Origin of the sequence: Neiella litorisoli (assembly GCF_014773395.1) — a bacterium.
GTDB lineage: Bacteria > Pseudomonadota > Gammaproteobacteria > Enterobacterales > Neiellaceae > Neiella > Neiella litorisoli.
In genome coordinates this window covers 288028-300520 of record NZ_JACXAF010000001.1, presented here as the reverse complement: position 1 = coordinate 300520, position 12493 = coordinate 288028, and the positions used below count along the sequence as shown (strand labels likewise).

Annotated in this window: 12 protein-coding genes; 2 read left to right on the top strand and 10 right to left on the bottom strand. The window is 49.0% G+C overall.

Annotated elements, in window-relative coordinates; all coding sequences use genetic code 11:
- The first annotated feature begins 80 nt into the window (after nucleotides 1-80).
- Entirely contained in the window at nucleotides 81-2759 is a 2679-nt protein-coding gene (locus IC617_RS01360; RefSeq protein ID WP_191143181.1) for a TonB-dependent receptor, read from the top strand.
- 142 nt (nucleotides 2760-2901) lie between these two features.
- Here the strand turns inward: IC617_RS01360 and IC617_RS01355 are convergent, their stop codons facing one another.
- From IC617_RS01355 to ilvY, 5 genes are all read right to left on the bottom strand, one after another.
- Nucleotides 2902-3972: a sensor domain-containing diguanylate cyclase gene (locus IC617_RS01355; RefSeq protein ID WP_191143180.1), complete on the bottom strand. Its 1071-nt coding sequence runs from the start codon at nucleotides 3970-3972 to the stop codon at nucleotides 2902-2904.
- A 151-nt stretch (nucleotides 3973-4123) separates the two neighbouring features.
- On the bottom strand, nucleotides 4124-4843 hold the full coding sequence (locus tag IC617_RS01350) for a PepSY-associated TM helix domain-containing protein (RefSeq protein WP_191143179.1): 720 nt from the start codon (nucleotides 4841-4843) through the stop codon (nucleotides 4124-4126).
- Nucleotides 4821-5357, bottom strand: coding sequence for an FMN-binding protein (locus IC617_RS01345; RefSeq protein ID WP_191143178.1), 537 nt, complete (start codon nucleotides 5355-5357; stop codon nucleotides 4821-4823). Before IC617_RS01345 ends, IC617_RS01350 begins: the two co-directional genes overlap by 23 nt.
- Before the next feature lie 20 nt (nucleotides 5358-5377).
- Entirely contained in the window at nucleotides 5378-6625 is a 1248-nt protein-coding gene (locus IC617_RS01340) for a porin (protein ID WP_191143177.1), read from the bottom strand.
- Nucleotides 6626-6883: 258 nt separating this feature from the next.
- Nucleotides 6884-7768, bottom strand: coding sequence for an HTH-type transcriptional activator IlvY (gene ilvY, locus IC617_RS01335; RefSeq protein WP_191143176.1), 885 nt, complete (start codon nucleotides 7766-7768; stop codon nucleotides 6884-6886).
- Between the two features lie 118 nt (nucleotides 7769-7886).
- Here ilvY and ilvC point away from each other — a divergent pair, with 118 nt between their 5' ends.
- A complete protein-coding gene (ilvC, locus tag IC617_RS01330) occupies nucleotides 7887-9374 on the top strand; it encodes a ketol-acid reductoisomerase (protein WP_191143175.1) in 1488 nt (495 codons plus the stop codon).
- A gap of 340 nt (nucleotides 9375-9714) precedes the next feature.
- Here the strand turns inward: ilvC and IC617_RS01325 are convergent, their stop codons facing one another.
- The 5 genes from IC617_RS01325 to IC617_RS01305 all read right to left on the bottom strand — a co-directional run bounded on the left by IC617_RS01325 (nucleotide 9715) and on the right by IC617_RS01305 (nucleotide 12423).
- On the bottom strand, nucleotides 9715-10401 hold the full coding sequence (locus IC617_RS01325; protein WP_191143174.1) for an LrgB family protein: 687 nt from the start codon (nucleotides 10399-10401) through the stop codon (nucleotides 9715-9717).
- A complete protein-coding gene (locus tag IC617_RS01320) occupies nucleotides 10398-10787 on the bottom strand; it encodes a CidA/LrgA family protein (RefSeq protein ID WP_191143173.1) in 390 nt (129 codons plus the stop codon). The genes IC617_RS01325 and IC617_RS01320 overlap by 4 nt, the downstream gene beginning before the upstream one ends.
- A gap of 233 nt (nucleotides 10788-11020) precedes the next feature.
- Entirely contained in the window at nucleotides 11021-11296 is a 276-nt protein-coding gene (locus tag IC617_RS01315) for a hypothetical protein (protein ID WP_191143172.1), read from the bottom strand.
- Between the two features lie 493 nt (nucleotides 11297-11789).
- Complete coding sequence (locus tag IC617_RS01310; RefSeq protein ID WP_369410347.1) at nucleotides 11790-12062, bottom strand: YihD family protein; 273 nt, start codon at nucleotides 12060-12062, stop codon at nucleotides 11790-11792.
- Between the two features lies 1 nt (nucleotide 12063).
- A complete protein-coding gene (locus IC617_RS01305) occupies nucleotides 12064-12423 on the bottom strand; it encodes a hypothetical protein (protein ID WP_191143171.1) in 360 nt (119 codons plus the stop codon).
- Nucleotides 12424-12493: the final 70 nt, after the last annotated feature.

The following is a 12493-nucleotide window of genomic DNA, read 5'->3' as shown; positions in this document are numbered from 1 at the left end:
TCAACTATTGAACTTGCTAACAACAAGTCGATAACAAAATGAAAACGTTATCATTGAATAATAATCACAAGGTAGAGCAAATGAAAGCACACAAATCCGCGCTGCACCCCATTGCAGCAGCCGTTTCTCTGGCATGTCTTGCTGTGTCTGTCCCAGCCGTTGCAAATGACGACGCAGAGCAAGCCAAATCCGGCATTGAAGTCATTGAAATCACGGCGACCAAGCGCGTCACTAACCTGATGGACACACCCGTTGCGGTCAGCGCTTTTACCCAAGAGGCAATGGATCGCCAAGGCATCAAGAACGTTAAAGATATTGCCAACCTGGTGCCCAACTTGGCGATTAGCATGGAAGGTAGCCAGCAGGCTCCGGTGATTTCAATGCGCGGTGTGCGCTCTACCAATGTCACCGAGCTGGGCGACCCATCGGTTGGTATTCATTTGGATGGTGTTTACTCGCCGCGTACCCAAGGCGCTTTGTCGCTGATGTTTGATAACGAGCGAGTAGAGGTCTTACGTGGCCCCCAAGGCACTTTATTTGGTCGTAACTCAACAGTCGGTAGTATCAACATCATTACCAATAAGCCGGATTTTGCCGGCGTTGAAGGCAACATTAATTTGGAATTGGGGCGCTGGGATGCCAAAGAGCTGCACGGCATGATCAATATTCCCATTAGCGATACCTTCGCCATTCGCGCCGCCGGTAAAGTGCATGAGCGCGATTCCTACATGGACGTTTACTACGATCCAAACCAATATGATCAGCGCTATTTGTCTGATGAGGTGATCAATGCTGCGCCGATTGATCCCGCCGACGCAATCACCAACACGCAAAAGAACAACTGGTGGATTGATTGGGCTGGCGGCGGTGATCAGATCCGTGAATTGACCAAAGCCGATGAAAGCGACAGCTACGGCAATATTGATGAATTTGCTTACCGTTTGTCGAGTTTATGGGAGCCTAATAACGACTTGGCCGTTAATCTGACTTATCAGTACTACAAGAACAAAGGGGCGGGCCAAAAAGAAACGGCGAACTGTGAAAAGATGAAAGGTCGTCCAACTTATGACGACAACGGTGAAGTGAACGGCGTCTCTGATTGCACCACCTTCTCTCCGCACAACAACAATTACACCGCAATCGTTAACGTGCCGGGTAAGTTGATTGTCGATATGCACATGCTGCGCGGCAATATCAATTACGACATCAACAAAGATCTGGCGTTTGTTTATAACTTTGGCTGGGAAAACCAACGTCGAGAGCTCGCTCAAGATATCGAGAACAGCTATGACGTCTGGGATGGTGCCATGTTCTTCTTGCCGGGTACGGCGTCACGCTCTTACTTCCACGAAATGCAATTGCAGTCGCAAGCGACGTCGCCATTTAGCTGGATTGTCGGGGCCAACCTGTTCCACGAGAAAACCACCACGCGTGGCTATTATGACAACTCCATCAACGACAAAACCTTCTGGCTGCAACCTGATCGCAGTTCCGATTCCTACGCTCTGTTTGCTCAAGGCACTTACGACATCACCGATAGATTGCACCTGACCCTCGGGTATCGCTACAGCGATGAAGAGAAAGAGGACAAAGGTGGCAACAACATGACTTGTTCGAACGACAACGGTTGTGCCGTTGGTTGGTGGGCTCGCGATCTGCTCAATGAATTGCCTGCCAATTACTACGAAGATGAATCGCTCTACGAGCCTGGTACGGACAACTCCAACAAGGGATCTTGGGATAATCATGATTATCGCATCGGCTTGGATTATGACTTGAGTGACAACACCATGATTTATGGTTCCATTGCGACTGGCTTTAAAGCCGGTGGTATTGGTGACGTGTTTGATTGGACCGATGATTTGACCGGTGAATATCATCGGATTGCCACCAAGTTCGATCCCGAGGAAGTGACCACCTATGAAATTGGAGCCAAGTCGAAATTGCTCGACAACAAGCTTCACCTGCAGGCCACTTACTTCTTCCAAGATTACGACAATATGCAGTACTCGTCGGTCGGTACGGTGGGGTATCGCAATCAGCAACAACCGGTTTATGACGATGATGGTATGCCGGTCTTTGATGACGAAGGTAACCCGGTATTGGAATGGCGCGAGCAGCCGGTCGTGGCTTATTACACCCAGAATGTTCCGAGCTCTGAAATTCAGGGTATTGAACTGGAATTCCAGTGGGAAGCTTGGGAAAACGGCAAGATCTCCGGTTACGCCACTTGGACTGATACTGAAATTGTTGACGATTGGCACACCAAGTGGGATTACGATCCGCGTTACCTGTTTGGCATTGGCTATGACGAGTCGGTTGACCCAGAAAATGAGGCGCTGAAAACCAACCTCAAGGGCAATGAGCTAGCCATGACGCCGAAGTACACCTTGAACCTCAATATCGATCATTACTTCGATTTAGGGGAGTACGGCGCCATTATCCCTTGGCTGAATTTCCACTGGGAAGACGAGGCCTATCTAACCGTATGGAACGTGGACAAACACACCGATGACATGGACTTTGCGATTGCTGATGAAGACATTCATTACAGTGATGACAAACGTGATTCCTACTTACTGATCAACGCCAACCTGCGTTACAACGCGCCAGAGGAAATCTGGTATGCCGAAGCATTTATTCAGAATGCCACGGACGAATCTGTCCAGCACTGGAGCAATGCTGACCAAGGTTACAACCAAGGAACCTACAACACACCGCGCTATTACGGTATTCGCGTCGGTTACAATTTCTACTAACCCCCACCATTTAGTAGTGGTAGGCCAGCACCCAGATAGTGCTGGCCTTTTTTATGTTCAGGACGAACGGTATGCCGCGGGCGCATGGATGCGCAGGAGCGGCGATGTTCAGGACGAACGGTATCCAGCGCGGGCAGCCAAATTAACCCTCTTTTTTTACGTCAATTATGTCCTCATAGCGAACCAAGCGATTTCGCCCATCCGCTTTGGCTTGGTACAGTGCTTTGTCGGCTTTTTCCAGCAGATCCGCCAAGGTATCAGCGGCATCGATTTTATTGCAGTTTTTGCAGTCAAGCTGGCAGCTACCAATCGACACGGTTAGTGGTTCGGGCAGCCTTTCAATCCGCTTAATACTGGCCATGATACGACGGCACACTTCAAGGTTGTCGGCCTCGTTGGTGTCAGGAAACCAAAGAACAAATTCTTCGCCACCCAACCGCGCAACATAATCATATTCACGCAGGGCTTCAGAGATGGTTTGGGCCACTTGCTGCAAAACCTGATCGCCAACGGAGTGGCCATAGGTGTCGTTGACGCGTTTGAAAAAATCGATATCAACCAAGGACAACGAGCCTTGGCTTTGGTTTCGACTTGCGCGATTCAGCTCTTTCATCATGTGTTTAAACATGCCACGACGGTTGGGAATATTGGTCAGGCTATCGTAGTAAGCTTGGAACTTGAGCTTTTGGTTCAGTGCTTCTAGCTGCTGCTCTTGTTTGCGCCGAATCAACTCCACTTCGATCCACGAAGCCATTAGTTGCAACGCATCAATATCAATTTCCTCGAACTGTCTGGTGTAGGGAATGGCACTGGAGAAATTCAGCGTGCCATAGACCTGACCATCAAAACGAATGGGAATGCCGATGTACGATTCAAGACCGAATGCTTGGTACGCTGGGTGGCTCGCATAGCGGTCATCTTGGCCCATGTTTTCAATGGCTACTGGGCCTTTGGCCTTGCAGGTAATGGCACAGTAGGTGGATTTAAAATCAAACTCATCGCCTTTTTTCAGCTCGATGCCATCTGGCACGACACAGTAATCGACGGTATAGAGTTCACCAACGACGTGCGACAAAATGCCGATATCGAGCTTGAAGCGTGTCAGTCCCATGCGGATCAGTTCGGTGATCTGATGCTCAAAGCCGCGCTCATAGTCTTGAGTGATCTGATAGAGGCGGCGGATCACCGCTTCGCTACTGGATGGGGATAACATCGACAGCTAACTCCGAAACATACCTGCATTCAGATTAGTCAGCGACGCGGGGACTGCTGCGATAAGGCAGCAGAAATCAAAACCATCTCACTGTTTAAGGGCGTGGCAACATCAACAATGAGAGGGCGATATCAAAATGGTTGCTGGCTAATTAGCGGCGGCGTAGCCACAGCCAGCAGCCGGAGATGGCTAAAAGAACCAGACCGATGGATGCTAAATCCATCAGCAACACACCAATCGAACCAAACAACCGGCCGCTGTGAAGGTCTAGCAGCAGTCGCTCTAAGCTAACGCCAACACTCAGCGCTGCTGGTAAATCAACATGGCGAAAACTACTGGCCTCAACGCTTAGCGGCGGTTGTTCCGGCGCCTGTCCAGGTTGCCAGTCGGCTAACTCCGGATCGGCGATTAGCCAGTCGTTATCGGTGCCGATTTGAAATTGATCTCCGGTGCGGGCCAGCGTCGCTTTGGGCTCAGCAATCGGGCTGGGCATCTGGTCGATGACTTCACCCTCATGAGTCAGCCAAATCAACCCATAGCCGCTGCCAATAAGAATGAAGTCGTCGGTTGCTGCAGCGCCCCACAATGGCCCATCGCTGCTACCGACGACCGTTTCGCCAAGGAGGATCTGATCATCAACCTGTATGACAGCTTGCTGCTCGAGCTGAATCAGGCTGACCTTGGGTTCAGGGTAGTTGTACCAATCGAGCAACCAAGACGACGTCAGGTAGGTGCGGTCGAGTTTGAACAACTCGGTATGTTGCAGCAGTACCCCAGTAATACTCAGGTTAAGGGCCAAAATGGCGACAAATAATCCGACCTGACGATGCCAGTTGAGCAAAACTCGGTTAGTTAGTTTGGTGATGCGCAAGGGTGAGCTGAACCTCTTGATCGAGTCTAAGCGCTAACTTTGCCATGCGATTCATCGCGTTAACAGAGAGTGTGGCGCCAGTAATGCCGTCAATGTGTTTTGACAGTCGATTATCATCGGTCAGTTCAGTAAATTCAAATTGTTGGGTAAAGGCGGAGCGTTTGATTTCCCAGCCACGCGATTCTCGGAATACCAAGACATGAGCTTGGACGATACGCTGTTGATCGACCACAAAGCCGGCAGTAATGGGCCGCTCTTTGCCGATTTGCTCCAGGATCCAGCTGGTGGTGGAGCCTTGTTGCCAGTAATGCAGGCGGATCTTGCCGTAGGCGTGGCCCAGCAGATCGGTAACCTCTTTTTTCAGGTCGCCGCGTAGCCAGAGGGTTTGGCGAGTCGGAACCGACTCGCCAAAGGCTTGGGTCAAAAACGCCGATTGCGTCATGTACTCACCCTTAGCCAGCGCCAAAGGCGAGGCCAGAGTGAATAGGAATATCAGCGTAATGATTGCTTTCATAGTGGTTTAAACGTCTTGGCTTAGAAGTGGTAACCCATGCCCAAGTTCACGCCTTCTTGCTCTTTACCATTGTCGTTGTCCTGAATCTGGTAATCAGCTTTCAGCACGACCTGCGGGTGCAGCCACCAATTGACACCAAAGTCATATTGGCTGTATTCGCTATCGCTGTTGTCATCGCCAGCTTGGTTATCCCATTCGCTGAAGCGAGCAAACACGCCGAATGACTCGTTAATGCGCCAGCTTGGCTCAACATAGAAACCATACTGCTCATCGGCGCCGATTGCTTTTGGTCCTGAACCATCCAAATCCCAGATTGCGAACAGGGTACGCAGGCCGAATTGCTCGTATTGGTAAGCACCGTGGAATTCAACCAGGGTGGCGCTGCCTGCATCTGGATCTTCACTTTGAGTGATGTCGCCTTGATATTGCACGGTTGCGCCCAATTCCAAGCCTGGAACACCGGTGTACTTAACATTAGCGGTGTAGGCTAAATCGTCTGCTGCCGCCTCGGCCACTTTTTGGCGACCATTACGGATTTTGTAGCTCTTGTCAGCGCTGGTTTTCAGACCAGAGTGAACATAAGCACCCCAGCTGACGCCGTTGTCGTATTTACCCAATACGCCGGTACCCGCTTCCCACCATGTGGTAGGAATAATGTTCTTTTCAACGTTGTTACGCTCGACACCATAGAAGGTTGGAGGCTCGTGAGTTTCATTGAGGAAACCAACTGGCAGCAGGAACAAACCGACTTTACCGGAGTAGTTGTCGTTAAAATCATATTCGATATAGGCTTGTTCCAGCTCGACTTCACCTGGCTTATCGTCGCCAGATAGCGAGTGCTCTAGTTCGAGCTCAGAGAAGAAACGCAGGTTGTCGGTAAACTCATAACCGGTGAACATCACGAAGCGGTGGAAGTCGATTTCTTTCTTGTCGCTAGCGCCGCCAGAGCCGTCTAGGTTGTTATAGTGCAGCTCACCGTAACCACCGAAGCTCAGGCGATCCCATGCAGTACCTTCGCCGGTTGATGCTGTTTCAATGGCTTCCACGGTAGCTTCTACCGCTTGGGTATTGGCAACGGTTTCTTCTTCAACTTTCTCTACTTTTTGCGACAGTTGGTCAATCAACTGGTTTTGCTTGTCGATCATCGCCTGCTGGGCTTTGATCATTTCCATTAATTCTGCAACGGAAGGTTCTTTGTCTGCAGCAATAGCGGTTGCAGACAAAGCTGCAGTCAACGCGATTGCGACCGGCTTGATTGTGAAACGCATGGGCGAATCTCCATATCTCATTAGGCAAAAGTGTGTCGTTCGTCGCATAAATTGCGATCGTTATGGCGAAGATTATGAGACGGTTTTAATTAAATGTAAATAAGAACGATTGTTGTTTATATGCGCGTTTCTATGATTGTGATCAATGAATGCGTCAGATGTTGCCAATGATAACGATTGGTATTTGTAAATTTTTGCGGTGGATCAAACTGCCGATTGGTTGCTTCAGCAGGCCTGAGCCTGCTGCTAGCGCGAACGTTATGAAGATGTTTTAGCTAATGCCCAGAATGCTGCAACTTTTGGATCTTGCAGCCCGCGTTTGCTACTGCACAGCCCCACTTCAAACGAGCCAAATGACTGAGGTAGCTGCAGAACTCGGATATTGCTCCGCAATGGGCTGTTTTTCAGCACCGGTTGCGGCACCGGCCCAACGCCCAAGCCGAGAGCGACCATAGAGACAATGGCTTCATGGCCGGATACCTCGGCATGCACTTTGGGCTTAAAGCCAAGATTCTTACACCATTTGTCGAGCCGAGTGCGGGCTAAACCGCGCTCAGGAAGAATGTAGGGCAATTGCGCCCAGTCGATGTCATCCGTGGCGATTTGCTGACTGACTTGACATGGCACCACGGGGCCGACCATCTGCAGCGGTGCATCGCCGAGCTTTTGGAATACTAGGCTGCTCGATAATTTGTCGGGCTTGGCGGTAATTGAGATGTCGGCATTGCCTTCTTTTACCCAATCCAGCGCATCAGCGGGATCACCGGTACTCAATTTGATATCTACCCCCGGATGCTGATGACGAAAGTCATTGAGCAAATCATATAAGAATGAATAGCTCGCAGTGACCGAACAATAGATATGAATTTGACCACTAAGGGCTTGATGATCGGCTGATAATTGCTGTTCGAGATCTTGCCAGTCGAGCAGCACCCGTTGGGCAAATAAGAGGAATTTTTGACCAGCATCGGTGAGCTCAACACGACGGTTGTCACGACTAAACAACGCATCCCCTACTTCTTCTTCCAATCGTTGAATGGTTCGGCTTAAAGTAGGCGCGCTGACGTGCATGGCGCTGCTGGTTTGACCGAAATGTAAGCTCGTTGCCAAGTGGCAGAACATTCTTAAAGAACGGATGTCCAAACCCATGCTCCTAAATGAATCATTTCATATATTGAAACATAGTCTTGAAAATATGTCATTTTACGAAATCATCCCAGATCTCTAGAATGGCCTCGTCGAAATTGAGGAATCTATTACCATGGCGAACTACTTCAACACCCTAAACCTGAGACAACAACTCGCTCAGCTTGGCGTGTGTCGCTTCATGAAACGTGACGAATTTGCAGATGGCTGCAACGTCCTCAAAGGAAAGAAAGTCGTAATCGTTGGTTGTGGCGCCCAAGGCCTGAACCAAGGTTTGAACATGCGTGACTCTGGTCTGGATGTTAGCTACGCCCTGCGTGAAGCTGCGATCAAAGAAAAGCGCGCCTCGTGGCAACAAGCCACTGACAACGGTTTTACCGTTGGCACTTATCAAGAACTAATCCCAACTGCGGATCTGGTGTGCAACTTGACGCCAGATAAGCAACACACCAATGTTGTTGAAACGGTTATGCCGTTGATGAAGCAAGGCGCAACTCTGGGTTATTCCCACGGTTTCAACATCGTTGAAGAAGGCATGCAAATTCGTGAAGACCTCACTGTTGTGATGGTTGCTCCGAAATGCCCAGGCTCTGAAGTACGTGAAGAATACAAGCGTGGCTTCGGTGTACCTACTTTGATTGCGGTTCACCCAGAAAATGACCCACAAGGCATTGGCTACGACATAGCCAAAGCTTGGGCATCTGCAACTGGTGGTGACCGTGCTGGCGTATTGTCGTCTTCATTCGTGGCAGAAGTAAAATCTGACCTGATGGGCGAACAAACCATTCTGTGTGGCATGCTGCAAACTGGCGCTATTCTCGGTCACGAGAAAATGGTTGCCGATGGCATGGACCCAGCGTACGCCGCAAAATTGATTCAGTACGGTTGGGAAACTGTGACTGAAGCGCTCAAGATTGGTGGCATCAGCTTGATGATGGACCGCCTGAGCAACCCAGCCAAAATCAAAGCCTATGATTTGGCTGAAGAGTTGAAGGAATTACTCGCTCCATTATTCCAAAAACACATGGATGACATTATTGCCGGTGAATTCTCTGGCACCATGATGGAAGACTGGGCAAACGATGATGCGAACTTGTTGAAGTGGCGCGAAGAAACAGCTGAAACCAGCTTTGAAAAAGCACCAGAATGTGATGTTGAAATCGATGAGCAAGAGTTCTTCGACAAAGGCATTCTGCTGGTAGCAATGATCAAAGCAGGCGTAGAGCTGGCCTTCGAAACCATGGTCGACGCTGGCATCATCGAAGAGTCGGCTTACTATGAGTCGCTCCACGAGACCCCATTGATTGCAAACACCATTGCTCGCCGCAAACTGTACGAAATGAACGTGGTGATTTCAGATACTGCCGAATACGGCAACTACCTGTTCTCACACGCTGCCGTACCGCTGCTGCGCGAAAAACTCATGCCTAAACTGACCACAGAAGTTATCGGTAAAGGAATTGAATTTGAGAGCAATAGTGTGGACAACATGCGTTTGGCCGAAGTACACGAAGCCACTCGCAACCACCCTATCGAGATTGTCGGTAAGACCCTACGCGGGTACATGACCGACATGAAACGGATTGTAGAAGTTTCTCAGTGACCTGACTGTCGGTAGTTTGTAGTATGTTGCCCAACCTTGTGTTGGGCTTTTTTTTGCCTGATTGAGCTGTGCTTTTGTCGTTAAAGCCGCTCGAAATACTCTTCGTATTCCTTCACGCCTTTGCCTCAAAACCCCCAGCTCACTCAAGCAAAAAACTGCCAGAAAACCATAGCCGGTATTGCTTCAAATATTTGCCTTGAACTTTCCTAGCCACTGACGCAAAAAAATGACGACTTCACTCGCTTGCCGCGACCAACTTCGAAAACACGCTTTGTTTTGAACTCCTTTTGGCTGTAGAGCTGATTCAGCCTTTGCCTATTGGCGTTGTGGAAATCGGGCTTTAAACCATCAATGCGACGATTTGCGGTACCAGTAGCGGGCAAAGCATGGCGCTGAACACCGCGCTAAACACCAGCGATAGCGCGGAATAGGCGCCTTGCTCTTCACCTAACTCCACAATGCGGGCGGTGCCTAGTGCATGACAGGCCGAGCCCATGGCAATGCCTTGTGCTTTGGGATGGTTGATTTGTAGCGCTTTCAGCCATGGAATACCGATCACCGAGCCCACCAAGCCGGTAACGATCACGGCAATGGCAGTGATCGACGGGTGTCCGGCGATTTGCTCTGAAATTAACACGGCAATGGGAGTGGTGACTGACTTTGGTGCTAACGATGCGGCGATATCGGCGCTGGCGCCAAGAGCTACGGCAATGGCGGTGGTTGACGCGACGGCAATAATCACCGCAATGAGCACGGCGACTAATATCTTCGGTAACTCGCGCTTGATCGTATGTATTTGCAAATACAGCGGCACACCTAATGCAACCACGGCCGGCTGTAATAGGTCGGTAAGAATATGGCTGTACTGGTCGTAAGCGGCGTACTCTATGTCTGCCAGTAACAACAAGACAACTAACGTGCCGATAGAAACCAGCACCGGATTGAGTAGCGGGGTTTTGATTTGGCGATAGAGTTGTAACGCCAGCCAATAAACAGCAATGGTTAGCGGCAGATAGACCCAGTTCATGACGATTGCCGCTCGGATGATCTGTAACTTAACTGAACACCCCAGCCAACCAAGGCGAGCAACGCCAAAGTTGCGAAGATGCAGGTGATAATAATGGCCAGCAGCGCACTGCTGAGTACATCTAATTGCTCAACTAAACCGACGCCAATCGGCACAAATAATAGCGACATCCAACGAATAAATTGATTGGCGGCGCCTTCGACCCAAGTCAAACGGATCACTCGGAGTTGCAGGCTGGTGGCGAGCAAGACCATGCCAATAATCGAGCCGGGGATGTAGTCTCCGGTCATGTTGCTGATGGTATTGCCGAGCCATAGCACGAACAGAATAATGCCGAGCCCTACGAGGAGCTGCCAGAGTTGGTGGAGCTTGCTTAATTGCTGCATGAATGTTGAGCTTGTTTTGAAGGTATCGTTTTAAGATTCAAAACAATTTTAAGTCAGCATTCAGGTGATTTATAGCAGTCAAATCAAACTGGCGTACAGCAGGCGAAAGATGTTGTATTGATTCGGGAAAAACTATCGGGGAATGGCGCAATTGGAAGGTGTGAGTGCCGAGCTAATGCCAGCCGGAGGGCTGGCATTAAGCTGAGCGAGTATTCTTTTACAGTCGACTGTAATTAAGACTCGGCTTTGGCAGTTTCTGCTTGCTTCTGATATTTGCGTGAGAAAGCAGTGATAGGACGACCGTTACAGACCAAAGTACGAGTCTGGTATTTGTTCATGCCGTTTGCTTTGGCAACTTCATCAGCGGCTTGAATACCTTGTTGAGCAGCAGTCATACAAACTTGAGTTTCAACTTTATCGTTAGCAGCAACGAACTTCAAAGAAGGAGAAGCGAAAGTAGGAGCAGCGAACAAAGCGACAGTAGCGGCAACAGCAGTAACAGTTTTCATAATTAACCTCAGCAATAATTATTTAAGTTGAAACTCAACGTTTTCAAGTTTGGTGATCGCCGGTAATGGCCATCAAGTTGCGTTGAATTGTGATTGAAGTCACAAATTCAGTCAAGTTTTTTGTGATGTATATCACGTTAAATTTTTATTAAGAGGTGTTGTTTATTTTGTTTTATATTGATAATTCATTATTAATCAGTGGCTTGTTGTGATTTTGGAATTGTTTGGTAGTCAAAGAATACTGGTGGACGCCGTTTTTTTGCTGCCGGAGGCCGAGTTTTATCAATTTTAAGGCAAAAAAATAGGCCCTTGAAAGAGCCTATTTAAAACTGCTGAGCGGGTGTATCCCCGCTGTTGCGCGTCTGCTTATGCAGATCATGTCATTCGGTAGTTTGCAGTTTGTTGCCCGCCTTGTGCGGATGGATATTGTATACAATAGTTTCTGCGTTAAATGCCAGAAACTTTTTCAATAAACCGATCTTCCGTTTATTTTTTAGTCGATCACGCCGCGCGCTCTGAGCAATGCGGTTTTGAAATCTTCCTCGCAGTCTTTGGCAATACCAGGAATCATCTCGTCTTTGCTGGTTTCGCCCATCTTGAGCTGATAAAACAAGGTGTCGTCACTGATTTCGCTCAGTGGCTGTTCGCAGCCTGCGTCATCGGCCAGACGTTGCAGTAGCTGCGTCAGGCTCTTATCTTGGTTTTTCAGCCAGTGTTGGCCAAGCAGATCAATAAATTCTTCGATTTTGTGTTGAGTCATTGCCATTTTATTCATCCAATAAAACGAGTTGCTGAGCGGTTTTGCACACTGTGGTGAGGTGTTGATCTTCAAGTACCAAGTGACCTCCTTGTTGGTCACAATGTCGATTCATGAACATCAGTAAATCGCCACTGCTTTTACTGATATTGTTGATATAGTTGCGTTCGCGAGGCGATAGCGGCAAGCGATGTTCTTCCAGCGCGTCAATAAAGTGCTGCTGCTGGTAGTCCGCTACCCCAGCGATATGCGCTTTAATCACAGCGAACCATTGTTGTGGTTTGTCGCCAATGGTTTTCAGTACTTGATCATTCTTAGCTGCTAGCATCAGTAGTATGATAGCCAACATCCACAGCATAACTTTTTTCATGTTTCACTTGATCCATGCATGGGGTATTTCAGCGAATGCGAATATAATCGGCCATTGCGGCAACCCCGTA